The sequence below is a fragment of the Kitasatospora sp. NPDC089913 genome, assembly GCF_044748625.1.
Taxonomy (GTDB): Bacteria; Actinomycetota; Actinomycetes; order Streptomycetales; family Streptomycetaceae; genus Kitasatospora.
In genome coordinates, this window is record NZ_JBIVGI010000001.1 from 78149 (window position 1) to 96934 (window position 18786).

The following is an 18786-nucleotide window of genomic DNA, read 5'->3' on the forward strand; positions in this document are numbered from 1 at the left end:
TGTGGTCGTTTGCCCAGCTCGGGCCGCGTGTCTAGGTCTGTCGCCAGTCGGTAGCCGTTAAACGTAAGCATGAATCGCTTGCGTCGGGGCGTCAAGGAAGGGCATCATCTCGACATCAAAGGTAAGTACGTTTGACGACTTACGTCATGCGGCCTTTGGTGGCAGAGGAGTGTGTGCTCATGCAGTCCATTCCCGTGGACGGAACCCGGCTCGGCACGATGACCTGCATCGTTGCCCCCGAGGTGCGGATCGCGAACCGTGAGACCGGGGAGGTGCGGAAGGACCGGGAGGGGCAGACCGTCTACACGGTCGGGGTCGCGGTCCGGCAGGACGGCCGGAGGGCCTCGATCATCGAGATCAGCGTGTCCGGTGAGCCGGTCGGGGTGGTCGAAGGTGTGCGGGTACAGGTCACCGGCCTGACGGCCTTCTCGTGGGCGATGGGGGACCGGCACGGCCTGTCCTTCCGCGCCGACGCCATCACCCCTGTTCCCGTGGCGGCCCCCGCTGCTTCGCGCAAGGGTGGCGACGCCTGATGAGCAGCGGAACGCGGGTGAAGCTCCGCGGGCTCCTGCGCGAACTCGGTGACCTCGCCGAAGAGGTCGACCCGTTCGGCCGGGACGACGAGGGCGCCACGCTCTTCGGCCACATCGCGGTCGTCGCCGCCAAGGCCGCCGGTCGGGCGCGTGACCTGGAGACCGAGGCGCACAACACGGCCGCGGAGAACGGGGGACGGCGGTGATCGTGCTCCAGCTCCTCTGGGTGACGCTGCTGGCGGTGGTGCTGATCCTGCTCAGCGCGGCTCCGGGCCTGCGGCGCCACCATCCCTACGTGTGGTGGTGCCTGCTCGGCTATCCGATCGCGGTCGTGCGGATCTGGGTGACGTGGCGTCGTCTGACCACGAACCTCGGCCTCGCGGTCGCCAAGCGCGCGGGGCGGGCGTTGATCGGGGACATGGTCGTTCGCGGTGACCCGCTGCGGCCGGTCCCGCCCCGCCTGGGTATCCCGAAGCTGAGGCGGGGCGGCCTGGACGTCACGGTGCGGCTCCACCCCGGGCAGGTGCCGGAGCACTTCGTCTCCGTCGTGGATGCCCTCACGCACGCGTGGCGGGTCCATGCGGTCCGGGTCGTGTCGGACGAGCGCGGGTTCGTGATCCTGTCCGCGCTCGCCTGGGACCCGCTCCGTGCACCCGTCGTGCCCTACCAGCTGAAACAGCGTGTGCTGCGGGCGGTGGTCGGTCTGTTGGAGGACGGCCGGGCCTGGGTGGTCGACCTCCGCCGGACGCCGCACTGGCTGATCGTCGGTGCGACCCGTTCCGGCAAGTCGACCCTGATCGCCTCATTGGTGAAGGAGCTCGCCCCGCAGCGCGTTGCCCTCTTCGGCATTGACCTCAAGGGCGGCATGGAACTGTCGCTCTTCGAGGACCGGTTGTCGGCGCTGGCGTCCACTCGGGCGGAGGCTTCGGAGCTCCTGGCCGCGTTGGTGGCCGAGACGGAGGCCCGGATGCAGTTGTGCCGGTCGGTCGGGGCGCGCTCGGTCTGGGACCTGCCGGCCAAGCTCCGCAAGGTGCCCGTCGTCCTGATCGTGGACGAGGTCGCGGAGCTGTACCTGGTCGCGACCAGGGACGACAAGGCGGAGGTCGGGGAGATCTCCACCAACCTGCTCCGGCTCGCCCAGCTCGGCGCGGCCCTCGGGGTCCACCTGGTCATCGCCGGACAGCGGGTCGGTTCGGACCTCGGCCCCGGCGTCACCGCTTTGCGTGCCCAGCTCGCGGGACGCGTCTGTCACCGGGTGAGCGATCCGGGGACGGCGGAGATGGCGCTCGGCGACCTGGACAAGGACGCCCTCGAAGCCGCGCAGCGGATCAGCCTCGCCGAACAAGGGGTCGCCATCACCGCAGACACCGACGGCCGATGGACCAGGGCCCGCTCCACCCACGTCACCCCCGAGCAGGCGCGCCGGTCGGCCGCGAAGTACGCCCGGCTCGCGCCGGCCTGGCCGGGCCTCCAGCAGGTGGACGACCCGAACGAAGGGGTGCACGCCTGATGGACACCACCGCCGTGCTGGTCGCCTTCCTCGTCGTCGTCACCTTCCTCCTGGTCCGCTCCGGCGAGCTGCGCCTCTGGCACGTCCTGCTCGTCGGCGTCCTCGGCGTCTACCTCGACCGCGTCGGCTGGGCCGATCCCGTCGTCGGCGCCGTCACCTGGATCGTCCAGGGCTTCACCCACACCGCCTGAAAGGCGTGATCACCGTGCCACCCCACCCAACCTTCACCGGCGGCCCTGCCCTCGACCGCCGGACCGGCTCCATCCACCACCACGCCACCCCCGGTCGGACCGTCGCAGCACTGGCTCGGCCGGGGCCCGGCGAACCCTGGCCCTGGAGACACCCGCCATGATCCGCACCAACTCGTACAACGACCCCGCCGCACGCCGCGCCTTCCTCGACCGGGAGGCGCGGCTGCGCCAACTGTCCGATGTCGAGAGGGACTTCGTCCGACTCGGCGAGCTGCCCGACCTGAACCGCTGGCTGGATCAGGTCCGCGCCACCGGTGGCTGCGCGGAACCGGTTCACCTCATGGGGCACAGCACGACCCTCGAGGCCGGGACCGGAGAGGTGCTGCGGCACTACTCGACGGAAGCCGAACCCGGTGGCCGGCTCTCGGTCCGCTGCCGGAACCGTCGGGCGTCCCGCTGCGCCACCTGCTCGCGCGAGCACAGCGGCGACACCTTCCATTTGGTCCGCTCCGGCCTCACCGGGGGCAAGGGCGTCCCCGACACGGTCCGGACGCACCCACGGCTGTTCGTCACCCTGACCGCCCCCTCCTTCGGCGCGGTCCACCGCGCGGGGGAGTGTCACCGGGCCCGGCGACGGCGCTGCGAACACGGTGGTCGGCACGGCTGCGGTCGACTCCACCTGGGCACGGACCCACTCGTCGGACAGCCGCTCTGCGCGGACTGCTACGACTACCCCGGCCACGTCCTGTGGAACGCCATGGCTCCGGCGCTCTGGAAGGCGTTCCGCGACAACCTCTACCACCACCTCGCCACCCGGGCGGGTGTCCGCCGGTCGGCGGTACGCGCCCTGATTCGAGTCTCCGCCGCCAAGGTCGCCGAGTACCAGAAGCGCGGTTCCGTCCACTTCCACGCCATCGTCCGACTCGACGGCCCGGACGGTCCCGCTGCTCCGCCTCCTTCCTGGGCGACTGAGGGCCTTCTGACGGAGACCGTCCGCTCGGCGGCTGCAGCCGTCGCGCTCCCGCCTCCCGACACGGCGGCGTACAGCGGGGGACGGCTCTGCTTCGGTACCCAGCTCGACGCCCGCCCCCTGATGAAAGGGGACGGCTTGCGACTCACGGACGACGCCGTGGCCGCCTACGTCGCCAAGTACACGAGCAAGAGCGTGGAAGCCGCCGGAGCGGTCGACCGCCGGATGGAGTCCCTGGCGGAGATCCGGGCCTTGCCCGTCAGCCTGCACGTTCGGGCACTCATCGCCACCGCCTGGCGCCTCGGCAGCCTTCCCGAACTGCAACACCTCCGCCTCCGGGCCTGGGCCCACATGCTTGGCTACCGGGGCCACTGCCTCACCAAGACGAGGGCCTTCTCCGCTACATACGGGCAGCTCCGGGCCGCACGCGCCGAGTACGCCCGCGGCCCGTACACCGACCGGGGCAGCGAGACCGTGGTCGAGAGCGCATGGCGGTTCGCGGGAACCGGGCGCACCCCGGCCGAAGCACTCATCGCCGCCGGGATCGCCGAAGACCTCGCCGCAACCCGGGTAGTCGTGCGCGAAGACGCGGAAGGTTCAGGCCGGTCCGGTGGGGCATGGTGAACGGCCCGGCACCTGTACCCCGAGGCTCCGTCGAGCGGGCCGGGACTCCGGGGCAGACGAAGGTGCCGGTCATCAGGAGTGAGATCGTCATCGTCGACGACGACGGCAATGAGGAGCCCTACGACCCCGCCAAGCACTGACGACGCCAGCCCCCGGCCTTGACGACCGGGGGCTGCCGCATGACCGGCCGCTCGTGTCAGAGCTTGCTCGCGAAGTGGTCCTCCTTGACGATCAGCCGGTCCCGGTAGTCCTTGGGGATCATGAGGCGCAGCTTGATCGCGGGAGCCCGCTGACCCTTGACCTTGGTCCGGGTGACCTCGCACCGGACGCCCACCCTCAGGAGGTCTGCGGCCATGGCCTCGGTTCCGCCTTCCTCCCACTGCTGCCGGAACGTCTTCCCGTTGGCCACGTTCACCCACCGGTCCTCGGTGGTCTCGGGGTCGATCTCTCCGAGTTCGGTGATCAGCCCGTCCAGCGTCTCCTCCGCCTGCTCGCGCGTGAACCGGGTCTTGGAGTACCGGCCGCCGGGCTCCAGTTCCTTCATGTAGTAGGCGATGGACTCCTGGAGCTGCGCCACCTGGGCGCGTGCCTCCGCACCCCGTGCGTACTCGCGGACCTGCACGGGCTCATCGCCGAGGACCGACAGCACGTCGACGACGAGCTTGGCGTTGATCGCGTCGGGGTTGGTGGCGCCCAAGCCCCCGCCCTTGCAGCCCTGGCACCGCAGGTACTCGTACGTCCGGTCCTTGACGCGGTTCCGCTGTTCGAGCATGTTCGTCCTGCAGTCGGCGCAGATGAAGACCCCGAGGAACTTCGTGGCGCCACCGGGCCGACGCTCCGGCTGGTTCTTGCTGCGCTTGTCGAGATCCGCCTGGAGCTCGTTGAACTCCTCCTCGGCGAAGACGGCCTCCGCGACCCGGATCGGCTTCCCGGCCTTGTCCAGGACGAGCTTGGACCGGCGGGCACCGCCCTTCTTCTCCTCCTCCACCCGGTAGCCCATCAGGGCGGGGTTACGGAGCTGGCGCAGGAGGGTCGTGGCCGTGAGGCCGTCGCTGACGAGGCCCGCGCGCTTCAGCAGCTTGACCATGCGGGTGGCGGAGATACCTCGACGGGCCATGCGACGGCACCAGTGCAGGGCCTTCCGCGCGTCGGGGTCGACAGCGAGGACCACACTGCCGTTCTCGTCCTCGGCCGTGGTGTACCCGAAGGCCGGCTTCCCGACCAGCCAGGCGGACTGGGTCTTGGCGTAGTCCCAGAGGCTCGCGACCCGGGTGCTCGTGTTGCTGGCCTCGATCTCCGCGATACCGCCGATGAGCGTGACCAGGATCTTGCCGACGACGGTGGTCAGGTCGATCGAGTCGTTCTTGGAGATCAGGTTCTTCCCGTACTTCAGCGCCCAGTCGATCATGGTGTTCAGGTCGGACAGCCGGCGGATGAACCGGTCGAGCTTCCAGAACAGGAGCACGTCGAACTCCGGCGCCCGGTTGTTCAGCCAGTCGCCCAGCTGCTTGCGCTTCCACGGCGGCACCTTCGTGGCGGACACATTGAGGTCGCTGGCGACGCCGACCACGCGGCAGCCGCGGTTCAGGGCCTCACGGCGGAGGTCGAGCTCCTGGCGGACGGGAGAGGTGGTGTCCTCCGTCAGTACGGACAGCCGGACCGAGATCAGGGCCCGGGGCGCGTCCGACGGGAGGGCGGCCTCGGCTCTCTGCAGTTCCCCGAGCAGGAGCAGGTCCGCGGTGGTCCACTCGGCCTCGACCGTGTACGCCTTCTGGTGCGCGGCACGAGCGGTACGGGTGCGCTTCGCCATGATGGTGACCCCTTCGACGGTTTTGGAACCGCCTCCATATAGCCCCAGATGCAGACGAGCATCCAGATCGGCCCCACCGGCAAGAAGATGCTCCCGCTCACCGTGGTGAACAAGTAGCGGCATGTCCCAGAACGCCCCCGTCGGATCCGTCCGGCGGGGGCTTCCGGCGTTCGGTGAGGGCGGGCGCGGAGCGAGGGGTGGGTGGGGGCGCGTACCCTTTGAGGTGAAAGAGTCCGGACAGTGGCGGGAAATCGCCGCCGCCGCGGACGGGGACCACTGACGAAGGACTGAGCGACCCTGGCACGCCGTACGCCCGACGGTCCGCCGCCCGCGCCGACGGTGCAGCGGATCCGTCTCCGCTACACCAAGCGCGGCCGGCTCCGCTTCACCAGCCACCGCGACTTCCAGCGCGCCTTCGAGCGCGCCCTGCGCCGGTCGGCGGTGCCGATGGCCTACTCGGCCGGCTTCACCCCGCACCCCAAGGTGTCCTACGCCAATGCCGCGCCGACCGGTGTGGCCAGCGAGGCGGAGTACCTGGAGATCGGCCTCGCGGCCCACCGTGACCCGGAGGCGCTGCGCGTCCAACTGGACGAGTCGCTGCCCGAGGGACTGGACGTGATCGACGCGGTCGAGGTGCGGACGCCCAACTTCGTGGAGCGCCTGGAGGCCTCCGAGTGGCGGGTGCGGCTCGACGGTGTCGAGCCGCAGGAGGCGGCCCGCGCGGTCGCCCTCTTCGTCGCCGAGGAGCGGGTCGAGGTCGAACGCCTCACCAAGAACGGTCTGCGGGTCTTCGACGCGCGCGGGGCGGTGGCGGCTCTTGAGCTCCTCCCGTCGCAGGTCGACGGCGGTGCGGACACGGCGGGCGAGGAGACCCGCGATGTTCGGACCGGGCGTCCCTGTGCGATACTGCGCCTGGTAGTACGACACGCCACACCCGCCGTACGACCCGACGACGTGTTGTCCGGTCTCCGTGCGACGGCCGACCTGGCGCCGCCGGTCCCCGCAGAGGTGACCAGGCTGGCGCAGGGGCCGCTCGACGAGGGGACCGGCACGGTGACCGACCCGTTGGCGCTCGACCGCGCCGCGGCCCAGGCCGGCCCTCTGGCGGCCGGCGAGCCGCGCGCAACCGCGTCCGCCTAGCGGGCGGAGGCCGGGTCCAGTTCCCCACTGGGCCCGCTGGTCCTCCAGGCCCCCGCTGCTCCCCAGGGGAGCGAGCGTCGTCGAAGCACAGGCCGGCCTCTTGCGGCCCGCCGACCCCGATGGTCGGTGGGCCCGAGGACCCCGTCCGGGAGCCACCCGGGGTTGGGGGACGGCGCAGCTTGGGAAAACCTCAGAAGACTGGTCAGACCAGAAGACTTTCGACACCCCGCCGAGGGCGGGGCGCCGAGCGAGACTACGAGCCCCTGTGCGGCCTCGCGTCCGCGCGGCGGCACCGTGAGAGGGTCCGGGCCGAGCATCGTCGTGATGCCGGCCGGCCACCGGTGCCGTGGCGTGGCCGGATGCGGAGCCCGGGGGCCTGACGGGAGATCCACCCGCATGCTCGATAACACCGATCCGCAGCAGCCTGCGGCAACGGAACCGAACGACACCGCCGCGACCGGCGGCGACAGCGCGTCCGCCGCGCCGCCGCGCCGGCGCCGCCGCGCCGTGTCCCGCCCGGCCGGAGCGCCGCAGGGCGCCGCCGCCGAGACCGCCGAGACGGTCGTCCCGGCCGAGGCCGAGGTCACCCGGCCGGTCGAGGCGCCGGTCGCCGAGGCCGCCGCCGCCGAGCCGGCGGCGGAGAAGCCGGTCCGGGCCCGCCGTACCCGCAAGCGGGCCGAGGCGCCCGCCGGAGCGCCCGAGGCCTCCTCGATCGTGGTCACCGCGCCGGAGGCCGAGCCGGCCCCGGTCGTCGCCGCGAAGGCGGAGAAGGCCCCCAGGGCGTCCAAGGCCGAGAAGACGGAGAAGGCCGAGAAGACGGAGACGGAGCCGGCGGAGAAGCCCGTGCGCGCCCGCCGGACCCGCAAGAAGGCCGAGCCCGAGGCCGCCCCCGCGGTCGAGGCGCCCGTCGCCGCGGCCGAGCCGGTGGCCGCCGAGGCCCCCGCCGTCGTGGAGGAGCCGGCCGCCCCGGCCCGTCGTCCGCGCCGCCGCCGGGTGGTCGAGGCCGCCCCCGTGGTGGTCGAGGAGCCGGTGGCCGAGGAGGCCGAGGAGCCGGTCGCCGAGGAGCCCGCCGTCGAGGAGGCCCCGGTCGAGGAGCCGGTCGCCCCGGCGCCGGTCGTCGAGGCCGCCGAGCCGCCGCAGCGGGTCCGCCGCCGCGCGGTCCGCCCGTCCACCGCGATCTTCCAGGCCCCGGTCTTCCAGGAGCCCGCCCCCTTCGTCGCCCCGACCGCTCCGGCGGCCGCGGCGGCACCCGCGGCCCAGTCCGCCCCCGCCCCCGCCGCCGCGCAGCCGGCCGCCGTCGAGGCGGAGTCCGCCCCGGCCGCGCCGCAGCGCGAGGAGGAGGAGTTCGAGTACAGCGGTGTCGGCCGCCGCCGTCGCGTCCGCACCTCGGTGCGGGTGCAGACCCCGGCCCGGGGCAAGCGCGGCGCCGCCGCGGAGCGGGCGGCCGAGGCCCCCGCCGCCAAGGCCCAGGCCCCCGCGGCCAAGGCTCCGGCCGCCGTCAAGGCCCCCGTCGTGGCCGAGGCGCCCGTCGCCGCGGAGGCTCCCGCCGTCGCCGCCCCCGCCACCGGCCCCGAGGCCGAGGACGAGTGGGAGGACGGCCGTCCGTCGCGCCGTCGCCGCCGGGGCGGCCGCCGCCGCCGTCGCGGTGAGGCCGAGGAGGGCGAGGCCGAGGCCCCCGAGACCGAGCAGCCCGCCGTCGAGGAGCCGGCCGTCGCGGCCGCCGACGAGGACGACGAGGACGACGACGACCTGGCCGCCGGCCTGTCCTCCTCGCGCCGCCGCCGTCGCCGTCGCCGCCGCAGCGGTGAGGCCGGTGCCGTCGAGGTGGCCGAGACCACCGAGGACGGCGTCCGCACGGTGGTGAAGGTGCGCGAGCCGCGCCGCCGTTCCACCGAGCCGTCCTTCGACCCGGACGAGGTGCAGTCCATCAAGGGCTCCACCCGCCTGGAGGCCAAGAAGCAGCGCCGCCGCGAGGGCCGCGAGCTGGGCCGCCGCCGGGTGCCGATCATCACCGAGGCCGAGTTCCTGGCCCGCCGCGAGTCGGTCGAGCGCGTCATGGTGGTGCGCCAGAACGGCCAGCGCACCCAGATCGGCGTCCTCGAGGACGGCGTGCTCGTCGAGCACTACGTCAACAAGGAGCAGGCCACCTCGTACGTCGGCAACGTCTACCTGGGCAAGGTCCAGAACGTGCTGCCGTCGATGGAGGCCGCGTTCGTCGACATCGGCAAGGGCCGCAACGCGGTCCTGTACGCCGGTGAGGTCAACTTCGGCGCGCTGGGCGGCCACGGCGGCCCGCGCCGGATCGAGTCGGTGCTGAAGTCCGGCCAGTCCGTGCTGGTCCAGGTCTCCAAGGACCCGATCGGCCACAAGGGTGCCCGTCTGACCAGCCAGATCTCGCTGCCCGGCCGCTACCTGGTCTACGTGCCCGAGGGCTCGATGACCGGCATCTCCCGCAAGCTGCCGGAGAACGAGCGCGCGCGTCTGAAGCAGATCCTCAAGAAGATCGTCCCGGACGACGCGGGCGTCATCGTGCGCACCGCCGCCGAGGGCGCCTCCGAGGAGGAGCTGACCCGCGACGTCCAGCGCCTCCAGCAGCAGTGGGAGGACATCCGGAAGAAGGCCGCGACCGGCAACGCCCCGGCGCTGCTGTACGGCGAGCCGGACATGACCGTCCGGGTCGTCCGCGACATCTTCAACGAGGACTTCACCAAGGTCATCGTCTCCGGCACCGAGGCGTGGAGCACCATCCACGACTACGTCTCCAACGTGGCCCCGGACCTCGCCGGGCGGCTTCAGCGGTGGACCTCCGAGGTGGACGTCTTCGCCACCTACCGGATCGACGAGCAGCTGATGAAGGCGCTGGACCGCAAGGTCTGGCTGCCCAGCGGCGGCTCGCTGGTGATCGACCGGACCGAGGCGATGATCGTCGTCGACGTCAACACCGGGAAGTTCGTCGGCCAGGGCGGCAACCTGGAGGAGACGGTCACCCGGAACAACATCGAGGCGGCCGAGGAGATCGTGCGCCAGCTGCGGCTGCGCGACCTCGGCGGCATCATCGTGATCGACTTCATCGACATGGTCCTGGAGTCCAACCGCGACCTGGTGCTGCGCCGTCTGCTGGAGTGCCTGGGCCGGGACCGGACCAAGCACCAGGTGGCGGAGGTCACCTCGCTGGGCCTGGTCCAGATGACCCGCAAGCGGGTCGGCCAGGGTCTGCTGGAGTCCTTCTCCGAGCCCTGCGTGCACTGCAACGGCCGCGGTGTGATCGTGCACATGGAGCAGCCGAGCGTCCACTCCCACAGCCACACCGGTGGCGGCGCTGCCGCCGTCGAGGCGGGTGCGGGCGGTGGCAAGCGCCGTCGCCGGGGCAAGGGCGGTGCCGGTGGCGAGGACTCGCAGGCGGTCGAGGCCGCTTCGGTCGAGGAGTCCGCCGAGTCCGCCGAGGACTTCGAGATCGTCGAGATCGTCGAGTCCGTGCCGGTCCGCGAGGAGATCGAGGGCCAGCTGGCGATCGACGTTCCGGTCGAGGCCGAGGCAGTGGCCGAGCCGGTCGTGGCCGAGCAGGCCGCCGCCGAGCCGGTCGCCGCGGCCCCGGTGGAGGCTCCGGCCGCCGCCCCCGCCGGACGGCCCCGCCGTCGGGCGGTCCGCAAGGCGACGGCTCCGGCCGGTGCGCCGGGCGGGGCGGAGATCGTGGTGCTGCAGGCCAAGGCCGAGGCGGCCCTGGAGTCGGCCCTGGCGGCCGTCTCCCCGGCGGCCCAGGCCCCGGCGGAGCAGACCCCGGCGGAGCAGACCCCGGCCGAGGAGCCGCAGGCCGAGCCGGCCGCAGTCGAGGAGGCACCGGCGGAAGCGGTGGCGGAGCCGGCCGCCGCCGAGGCCCCGGAGGCCGCCGAGGCCGCCGTGACCGAGGCCGGTCCGGACGCGACCGAGGAGCCCGCCGAGGAGGCGCCGGCCCCGAAGAAGCGGGCGGCCCGCAAGACCGCCGCCAAGAAGACCACCGCCGCCGCCAAGAAGACGACGACGGCGGCGAAGAAGACCACCGCCCGCAAGACCGCCACCAAGCGGACGAGCGCGGCGGCCAAGAAGGCGGCGGCCGCCGAGGGTGATACGGCGGCCGAGTAGGGCCCGGTCCCGGGCGGAGACCCTCCGCCCGGGACCCGTACGGGCCGGTTTGCCCCAGCGGCGACCGGCCCGTATTCTTGACCACTGGCGTGTCTACGCCTTGCTCCCGAGCACATCACCTCCCGGTCCTCGCAAGAGGACGACTCCCCGCGAGGGGGGACGGGGGAGGCCCCTGTGTCCGTACCCAGGTGGCTGGCATCGAGAGTTCCGACCGAGTTGGGAAAGTAGGTACCGCATGTACGCGATCGTTCGCGCAGGCGGCCGCCAGCACAAGGTCGCCGTCGGCGACGTGCTGGAGATCGACCGTATCGAGGCCAAGCCGGGTGACTCGGTGGAGCTCTCCACCATCCTGGTCGTCGACGGTGAGGCCGTCACCTCCGACCCGTGGGTGCTGGCCGGCGTGAAGGCTCACGCCGAGGTGGTCGACCAGACCAAGGGCGACAAGATCGTCATCCTGCGCTACAAGAACAAGACCGGCTACCGCCGCCGTCAGGGTCACCGCCAGCAGCACACCGCGGTGCGCATCACCAGCATCGACTCGGTCAGCAAGTAAGGGGATAGCGAAAAATGGCACACAAGAAGGGCGCAAGCTCTACTCGTAACGGCCGTGACTCGAACGCCCAGCGCCTCGGCGTGAAGCGCTTCGGCGGCCAGGTCGTCTCCGCCGGCGAGATCATCGTCCGCCAGCGCGGCACCCACTTCCACCCGGGTGCCGGTGTCGGCCGCGGTGGCGACGACACCCTGTTCGCGCTGACCGCCGGTGCCGTGCAGTTCGGCACCCGCCGCGGCCGCAAGGTCGTCAACATCGTGGCCGTCGAGGCCTGAGTCACACCAGACTCACAATGAAGGGTGGGCCGGAATGTTCCGGTCCACCCTTCATGCTTTACGCAGGTAGAACACCGACTTCTTCGTAGTGGAGGCACACCCATGACCACCTTCGTGGACCGCGTCGAACTTCATGTCGCCGCGGGCAACGGGGGCCACGGCTGCGCCTCCGTGCACCGCGAGAAGTTCAAGCCGCTCGGCGGCCCGGACGGCGGTAACGGCGGGGACGGCGGCAGTGTCGTCCTCACCGTCGACGCGCAGGTCACCACCCTGCTCGAGTACCACCACTCGCCCAAGCGCAAGGCCACCAACGGTAAGCCCGGCGCCGGCGGCAACCGCACCGGTGCCCTCGGCCAGGACCTCGTGCTCTTCGTGCCGGACGGCACCGTCGTCCTGGACCGGGCCGGCAACGTGCTCGCCGACCTGGTCGGCCACGGCACCAGCTTCGTCGCCGCCCAGGGCGGCCGCGGCGGCCTCGGCAACGCCGCGCTCGCCTCCGCCCGCCGCAAGGCGCCCGGCTTCGCGCTGCTCGGCGAGCCCGGCGACGCCCGTGACATCGTCATGGAGCTCAAGTCCGTCGCCGACGTCGCCCTGGTCGGCTACCCGAGCGCCGGCAAGTCCTCGCTGATCTCCGTGCTCTCCGCCGCGAAGCCGAAGATCGCCGACTACCCCTTCACCACCCTGATCCCCAACCTCGGCGTGGTCACCGCCGGCGACACCGTCTACACCATCGCCGACGTCCCCGGCCTCATCCCCGGCGCCAGCCAGGGCCGCGGCCTCGGCCTGGAGTTCCTGCGCCACGTCGAGCGCTGCTCCGTGCTCGTCCACGTGCTGGACTGCGCCACCCTGGAGCCCGGCCGCGACCCGCTGACCGACCTGGAGACGATCGAGGCCGAGCTCGCCGAGTACGGCGGCCTCGGCGACCGCCCGCGGCTGGTCGCCCTCAACAAGATCGACGTACCGGACGGCCAGGACATCGCCGACCTGACCCGCGCCTCGCTGGAGGAGCGCGGCTACCGGGTGTTCGAGGTGTCGGCCGCCTCCCGCAAGGGCCTGCGCGAACTCAGCTTCGCCATGGCGCAGATCGTCGGCGAGGCCCGCGCGGCCAAGCCGCTGGAGGAGTCCACCCGGATCGTGCTGCGGCCCACGGCCGTCGACGACGAGGGCTTCACCATCACCGAGGAGGACGGCGCCTACCGCATCCGCGGCGTCAAGCCGGAGCGCTGGGTCCGCCAGACCGACTTCTCCAACGACGAGGCCGTCGGCTACCTCGCCGACCGGCTGGCCCGCCTCGGCGTCGAGGACAAGCTGTGGAAGGTCGGCGCGCACGAGGGCGACACCGTCATCATCGGCGAGGAGGAGAACGCCGTCGTCTTCGACTGGGAGCCGACCATGGCCGCCGGCGCCGAGATGCTCGGCCGCCGCGGCGAGGACCACCGCATGGAGACCCAGCGCCCGGCCGTCGACCGCCGGCGCGAGAAGCAGAAGAACCGGGACGCCGCCGAGGCCGAGTACCTCGCCTTCGAGGCGCTCTCCAGCGGCCGTCAGGCCGCCATCGAGGGCGACGACGAGGACCACTGAGTCCCCGCAGCGACCTGCCGCGAGCCCCCGCCGCCCCGTCAACGGGCGGCGGGGGCTCGCGCGTTGACGGCGCGCCGGGCGGAGCGGGCCCGTCCCGTGCGCCGCCCCGCGCGCCGTCCGGCGGCTGGAACACGGTGCGGGCCGGCCGGCCCCATCGCGTAGATTGCGGGGGATACGGCCGGGCCCGCGCCCGCGCCGACGACGCACCACACCGGAAGGGCGAGACCCGAGATGAGCGAGGACGAACTGCGGGCGGAGGTGCTGACCGCCCGGCGCATCGTCGTCAAGGTCGGCTCCTCCTCACTCACCACCGCCGCCGGCGGCATCGACGCCGACCGGGTGGACGCCCTCGTCGACGCGCTCGCCAAGGTCCGCGCCCGCCCCGACGCCCCCGAGGTGGTGCTCGTCTCCTCCGGCGCCATCGCCGCCGGCCTCTCCCCGCTCGGACTGGAGCGGCGGCCCAAGGACCTCGCCCGCCAGCAGGCCGCCGCCAGCGTCGGCCAGGGCCTGCTGATCGCCCGCTACACCGCCTCCTTCGCCCGCTACGGGCTGCGCGTCGGCCAGGTGCTGCTCACCGCCGAGGACGCCAGCCGGCGCGCCCACTACCGCAACGCGTACCGCACCCTGGACCAGCTGCTGGCGATGGGCGCGATGCCGGTCGTCAACGAGAACGACACCGTCGCCACCGCCGAAATCAAGTTCGGCGACAACGACCGGCTGGCCGCGCTCGTCGCCCACCTCGTCCGCGCCGATCTGCTCGTCCTGCTCTCCGACGTCGACGGCCTCTACGACGGCGACCCCAGCCGCCCCGGCAGCAGCCGGATCGCCCGGGTCACCGGCCCGCACGACCTCGACGGCGTCGAGATCGGCAGCGCCGGGAAGGCGGGCGTCGGCACCGGCGGCATGGTCACCAAGGTCGAGGCCGCCCGGATCGCCACCGGCGCCGGCATCCCGGTCGTGCTCACCGCCGCCAGCCACGCCGCCGACGCGCTCGCCGGCCGCCCCACCGGCACCCTGTTCCTGCGCACCGGCAGCCGGTCCTCCGACCGGATGCTCTGGCTCGCCCACGCCAGCAGCCCGCGCGGCACCCTGCACCTGGACGCCGGGGCCGTCGAGGCCGTGGTCTCCGGCGGCGCCTCGCTGCTGCCCGCCGGGGTCACCAAGGTCGACGGCGAGTTCGCCGCGGGCGATCCGGTGGACCTTCTTGCCGAAAACGGCAACATCGTGGCGCGCGGACTGGTCAACTTTGATGCGAGGGAGTTGCCCCGCCTGCTCGGCCGGTCCACCCGGGACCTGGCCCAGGAGTTCGGCGCCGCCTACGAGCGGGAGGTCGTCCACCGCGACGACCTGGTCGTCCTGCGCGGCTGACCCGCCGCCGGACGGCCGGGGACGGGGGCGGCTCCGCGCGGGGGAGCACGCCCGGCCACGGGCGAGGAGGGGCGCGGTCGGATCCGCGTCGGCCGGGGCCGGCGGGCACGACGACACGACATCGCCGAACAGGAGGCCGCCGGTGGAACGCAGGCGCGAGGCAGCGCTGACCGGAGGAACCGCGGGCCGACGGCTGACCAGCATCGACGGCGGCGGGGCCCCGGGCCCCGCCGGACCGGCCGGTCCGCCGGAGGGCCCCGGCGCGGTGAGCCGGCTCCCGACGGAGCGGCGCACCGCGGCCGAACCGCCCGCCGCGCCCGACCAGGCCCGGCTCTGGCACGTGGTGCTCAGCGTGGCCGGGCCGGTCACCCCGCTGACCGAGCTGCGGACCGGACTCGAGCGGCTGGCGCACGACCACTCGTTCTTCCTGACCGCCCGCTACGCGGCCGACCACGCCGAGATCCGCTACTGGGAGCAGGCGCGGGACCTGCACGACGCGGCGGCGATCGCGCTGCGGCTGTGGGGCGAGCACAAGGCGACGGCCAAGCTGCCGCCGTGGGAGATCGTCGGCCTGGAGGTGGTCGACCGGGCGACCTACCACAAGCGGGTCGCCGAGGGCTTCGCCGGTCCGCCCCCGCAGCTGGGCGGAGTCCACCCGTACTGAGGGCCGGGTGGTCGGGGCGGGGGGTTGGGCCGGGGGCGGGGCGAGGGCGGGGCAGGCCGGCGCCGAGGGGCCCGGAACGGCGTCTCACCGGGCGAAATGGGGCGGGGGAGCGGCGCCGGCCTCCACTACCCTGGGCGCATGAGCAGCGACCCCGCCTCCGCCGACAGCCCCGTTCTCGCCGTAGCGCGCCGAGCCAGGGAGGCCGCCGCCGCGCTCGCCCCGCTGCCGCGCGCCGCGAAGGACGCCGCGCTGCGGGCGATCGCCGACGCCCTGGTCGCCCGCGCGGCCGAGATCACCGCGGCCAACGCCGAGGACGTCGAGCGGGCCCGCGCGGCCGGCACCCCCGAGTCGGTGGTCGACCGGCTCACCCTCACCGAGGAGCGGATCGCCGCGATCGCCTCCGACGTCCGCGACGTGGCCGGCCTGCCCGACCCGGTCGGCGAGGTCGTCCGCGGCTACACCCTGCCGAACGGCCTGGACGTCCGTCAGGTCCGGGTGCCGCTCGGTGTGGTCGGCATCATCTACGAGGCCCGCCCCAACGTCACCGCCGACGCCGCCGCGCTCTGCCTGAAGTCCGGCAACGCCGTGCTGCTGCGCGGCTCGGCGTCCGCCTACCGCTCCAACACCGCCCTGGTCGCCGTGCTGCGCGACGCCGTCGCCGGGGCCGGGCTGCCGGCCGACGCGATCCAGCTCGTCCCCGGCGAGAGCCGGGACTCCGTGCAGGAGCTGATGCGCGCCCGCGGCCTGGTCGACGTGCTCATCCCGCGCGGCGGCGCCTCGCTGATCCGCACCGTCGTCGAGGGCTCCACCGTGCCCGTCATCGAGACCGGCACCGGCAACTGCCACGTCTACGTGGACGCCGACGCCGACCTCGCGATGGCCGTCGGCATCCTGCTCAACTCCAAGGCCCAGCGGGTCAGCGTCTGCAACTCGGCCGAGACCCTGCTCGTCCACCAGGACATCGCCGACGCCTTCCTGCCGCTCGCGCTCGCCGCGCTCGCCGGGGCCGGGGTCACCGTGCACGGCGACGAGGCGGTGCTCAAGGCCGCGGAGGGCACCGGCGCCACCGTGCTGCCCGCCACCGACGAGGACTGGGAGGCCGAGTACCTGTCGTACGACATCGCGGCCGCCGTCGTCCCCTCGCTGGACGCCGCCGTGGCGCACATCCGCCGCTGGACCTCCGGCCACACCGAGGCCATCGTCACCGGCTCGCAGACCGCGGCCCGCCGCTTCACCAAGCTCGTCGACTCGACCACGGTCGCCGTCAACGCCTCGACCCGCTTCACCGACGGCGGTGAGTTCGGCTTCGGCGCCGAGATCGGCATCTCCACCCAGAAGCTGCACGCCCGGGGCCCGATGGGCCTGCCCGAGCTGACCAGCACCAAGTACATCGTCACTGGTGACGGCCATGTCCGGGGCGAGGCGACGCAGACCGTGGGCGGTGCCGGCGACGCCGGCTGAACCGGCCCCGCCCGGGGCCCGGCGAAGCCGCCGTCACACGGGTGACGGACCAACTGGCCCGAGCCCCAGACAAATCGCCCGCCCGGTAATACGCTGAATCCGTGGCTGACGATGTGGGGGGCTTGCCGTACCCCGACGGTGCCGACCACGGTGGTGCGGACGACGAGTTCGCCACCGTGGTCTTCGACGAGGCGTTCGTCCGGTCCGCCGCCGTGCACGAGCCGACGGCCAAGGAGCGGCAGCTCGCCGCCGCCGAGGCCCGTCTCGAGCCGGACGCGGCCGGACCCGGCTGGGGCTTCGAACCCCCGGCCCCGGACGGACTGCCACTGGAGCTGCGCCCGTACCCGAGCCGGCTCGACGACGACCACCTCTATCCCGATCCGTGGTCCGGCCCCGGCCGGGCCAGCGGACGGCGTTCGCGGCGCTGGCGCCCGGGCGGATTCGACCCGATCGGCGCCGGCCGCGGCCGGTACGTCGCCCAGCAGCGTTGGCACCGGCCGGTGGCCTGGGTGCTGGCCGTGATCATGGGCGTGAGCCTGGTCGCGGTGGCCGTCGCGGCGATCTACCAGGGCGTGGGCGGGGCCGGCGGTGCCCCGCAGCGGCCCGGGTCCGGCAGCAGCAGCGCCGGGGTCGACCCGGCGCCGCCGCCGGCCGAGCCGTCGCTGGTGGTAACCGGCCCGGCGGGCTGAGCCACTGCCCGGCGGGCGGGCCGGTCCGGCGCGCCCCGGGGCGGCTGCCGGTGGTCACGGAGAGCTTCCGGTGATCTGCCGCAGCACCCTCGTGGCGGAGCCGGGGTGCGCCTTACCCTGGTGTCATGGGTGACCCGCGCGAGCCTCCGGAGGGTGCGCCCGACGGTGGTTCGGGGAACGAGGACGAGTACCGGTCCGTCGTGTTCGACGAATCGTTCGTCCGGGCTGCCCGGATCCAGGAGCTGTCCGCGCGCGAGCGGCTCTCCGGCTCCTTCGCCCGCGCCACCCGGCCCAAGGTCCGGCTGGGTCCGCTGGGCAGCGTGCCCCGGCAGGCGCTGGCCCTGCTGCTGGTGATCCTGCTGGCCTTCGGCGCCGCGGTGTACTTCGGTGTCACCTCGCCGACCCGGCCCACCGCCCGGCCCCAGGGCAGCCAGCTGACCGTGAGCCTGGTGGCGCTGAGCCCGGCCTCGTCGGTCCGTCCGGTGGCCGACCCGGCGAACCCGTTCACGGCCCTGCCACCGGGGTACAGCGACGGCGCGGTCGGGCTGGGGACGCCCGCCGGGGCGGCCAGCGGCCACTTCTCCCGGGTCGAGGTGACCAAGGCCCTCGACACCGTGCAGCGCTACCTGGTGGCCTCCTCGCTGTCGCCCGCCGTGCTGGTGCAGGGGGCGACCGCGGAGGTGCGGGCCTTCGTCACGCCCGGTGAGCAGGCCCAGTTCGACGCGAGCGTGCTCCAGCCGACCGACGACCGGCACCACGCGCTGACCGGCTGGCTGGTCCGCTTCGACCCGGCGCAGGTCGCGCTGGCCGCCGACACCGTGAAGGTGGCGGGGGCGATGCGGATCGACGAGGCGGACAGCGGCACCCTGCGGATCACCACCGACCACACCTTCGTCTACGCGCTGAAGGCCGCCGGGGCGCCCGCCGGGGCGCCGGTCACCCTGGAGACCGTGCGGCGGCAGCTGACCTTCGAGTTCGACCGGATCGACCTGGCGGCGGCGCAGCTGCGGCTGGTCGACTCGGTGCTGCAGGCCGGGCCGACGCCGTGCGACGGTTCGCTGGCCGGGGCGGTGCAGCCGGTGCTGGCCGGGACGGATCCCGTCGCGCCGCCCAGTGGGCCGGCGGCGGTGGACCCGGGCAACCATGCCCGGCCGGCCTGGCAGGTGTGCGGGGTGCTGGCGGGCGGCTGAGCGCGGTTTCCGGGAGGCCTGGGGAGGCTCAGTGGCCCCGGGAACCCGCGGCGGCCCCCGGTCGGGGTGACCGGGGGCCGCCGCGGGCGGGACGCGGGGGCGGGGCGGGGC

At 73.6% G+C, this 18786-nt stretch carries 16 protein-coding genes; 15 read left to right on the plus strand and 1 reads right to left on the minus strand.

Annotated elements, in window-relative coordinates:
• Nucleotides 1-179: 179 nt before the first annotated feature.
• From ACIPYS_RS00350 to ACIPYS_RS00370, 5 genes are all read left to right on the plus strand, one after another.
• Nucleotides 180-533, plus strand: coding sequence for a hypothetical protein (locus ACIPYS_RS00350; RefSeq protein WP_400741400.1), 354 nt, complete (start codon nucleotides 180-182; stop codon nucleotides 531-533).
• Complete coding sequence (locus ACIPYS_RS00355; protein WP_400741403.1) at nucleotides 533-739, plus strand: hypothetical protein; 207 nt, start codon at nucleotides 533-535, stop codon at nucleotides 737-739. Before ACIPYS_RS00350 ends, ACIPYS_RS00355 begins: the two co-directional genes overlap by 1 nt.
• On the plus strand, nucleotides 736-2043 hold the full coding sequence (locus ACIPYS_RS00360; RefSeq protein WP_400741406.1) for an FtsK/SpoIIIE domain-containing protein: 1308 nt from the start codon (nucleotides 736-738) through the stop codon (nucleotides 2041-2043). Before ACIPYS_RS00355 ends, ACIPYS_RS00360 begins: the two co-directional genes overlap by 4 nt.
• A complete protein-coding gene (locus tag ACIPYS_RS00365) occupies nucleotides 2043-2234 on the plus strand; it encodes a hypothetical protein (RefSeq protein ID WP_400741409.1) in 192 nt (63 codons plus the stop codon). The genes ACIPYS_RS00360 and ACIPYS_RS00365 overlap by 1 nt, the downstream gene beginning before the upstream one ends.
• Nucleotides 2235-2391: 157 nt before the next feature.
• On the plus strand, nucleotides 2392-3828 hold the full coding sequence (locus ACIPYS_RS00370) for a replication initiator (RefSeq protein WP_400741412.1): 1437 nt from the start codon (nucleotides 2392-2394) through the stop codon (nucleotides 3826-3828).
• Between the two features lie 196 nt (nucleotides 3829-4024).
• Here ACIPYS_RS00370 and ACIPYS_RS00375 read toward each other — a convergent pair whose 3' ends face one another.
• Nucleotides 4025-5638, minus strand: coding sequence for a recombinase family protein (locus ACIPYS_RS00375; RefSeq protein WP_400741415.1), 1614 nt, complete (start codon nucleotides 5636-5638; stop codon nucleotides 4025-4027).
• 339 nt (nucleotides 5639-5977) lie between these two features.
• Between ACIPYS_RS00375 and ACIPYS_RS00380 the strand changes: the two genes are divergently transcribed.
• The 10 genes from ACIPYS_RS00380 to ACIPYS_RS00425 all read left to right on the plus strand — a co-directional run bounded on the left by ACIPYS_RS00380 (nucleotide 5978) and on the right by ACIPYS_RS00425 (nucleotide 18675).
• The gene (locus ACIPYS_RS00380; protein WP_093862068.1) at nucleotides 5978-6778 is read left to right on the plus strand and encodes a TIGR03936 family radical SAM-associated protein; all 801 of its coding nucleotides are present in this window, start codon (nucleotides 5978-5980) and stop codon (nucleotides 6776-6778) included.
• 396 nt (nucleotides 6779-7174) lie between these two features.
• Nucleotides 7175-10897 carry a ribonuclease E/G gene (locus tag ACIPYS_RS00385; protein WP_400741419.1) on the plus strand — a complete coding sequence of 1241 codons (3723 nt, stop codon included), beginning with the start codon at nucleotides 7175-7177 and terminating at the stop codon, nucleotides 10895-10897.
• Nucleotides 10898-11132: 235 nt separating this feature from the next.
• Entirely contained in the window at nucleotides 11133-11450 is a 318-nt protein-coding gene (gene rplU, locus ACIPYS_RS00390) for a 50S ribosomal protein L21 (RefSeq protein WP_030397424.1), read from the plus strand.
• 14 nt (nucleotides 11451-11464) lie between these two features.
• Nucleotides 11465-11722 (plus strand): 50S ribosomal protein L27, encoded by a 258-nt coding sequence (gene rpmA / locus ACIPYS_RS00395; protein ID WP_030397425.1) that lies wholly within the window; start codon nucleotides 11465-11467, stop codon nucleotides 11720-11722.
• Nucleotides 11723-11824: 102 nt separating this feature from the next.
• A complete protein-coding gene (gene obgE / locus ACIPYS_RS00400) occupies nucleotides 11825-13303 on the plus strand; it encodes a GTPase ObgE (RefSeq protein ID WP_093862070.1) in 1479 nt (492 codons plus the stop codon).
• A gap of 231 nt (nucleotides 13304-13534) precedes the next feature.
• Nucleotides 13535-14671, plus strand: coding sequence for a glutamate 5-kinase (proB, locus tag ACIPYS_RS00405; RefSeq protein ID WP_400741424.1), 1137 nt, complete (start codon nucleotides 13535-13537; stop codon nucleotides 14669-14671).
• Between the two features lie 142 nt (nucleotides 14672-14813).
• Nucleotides 14814-15335 (plus strand): hypothetical protein, encoded by a 522-nt coding sequence (locus tag ACIPYS_RS00410; RefSeq protein WP_400741426.1) that lies wholly within the window; start codon nucleotides 14814-14816, stop codon nucleotides 15333-15335.
• Between the two features lie 138 nt (nucleotides 15336-15473).
• Nucleotides 15474-16796 (plus strand): glutamate-5-semialdehyde dehydrogenase, encoded by a 1323-nt coding sequence (locus ACIPYS_RS00415; RefSeq protein ID WP_400741429.1) that lies wholly within the window; start codon nucleotides 15474-15476, stop codon nucleotides 16794-16796.
• Between the two features lie 101 nt (nucleotides 16797-16897).
• The gene (locus ACIPYS_RS00420) at nucleotides 16898-17485 is read left to right on the plus strand and encodes a hypothetical protein (RefSeq protein WP_400741431.1); all 588 of its coding nucleotides are present in this window, start codon (nucleotides 16898-16900) and stop codon (nucleotides 17483-17485) included.
• 125 nt (nucleotides 17486-17610) lie between these two features.
• Nucleotides 17611-18675 carry a hypothetical protein gene (locus ACIPYS_RS00425; RefSeq protein ID WP_400741434.1) on the plus strand — a complete coding sequence of 355 codons (1065 nt, stop codon included), beginning with the start codon at nucleotides 17611-17613 and terminating at the stop codon, nucleotides 18673-18675.
• Nucleotides 18676-18786 lie beyond the last annotated feature (111 nt).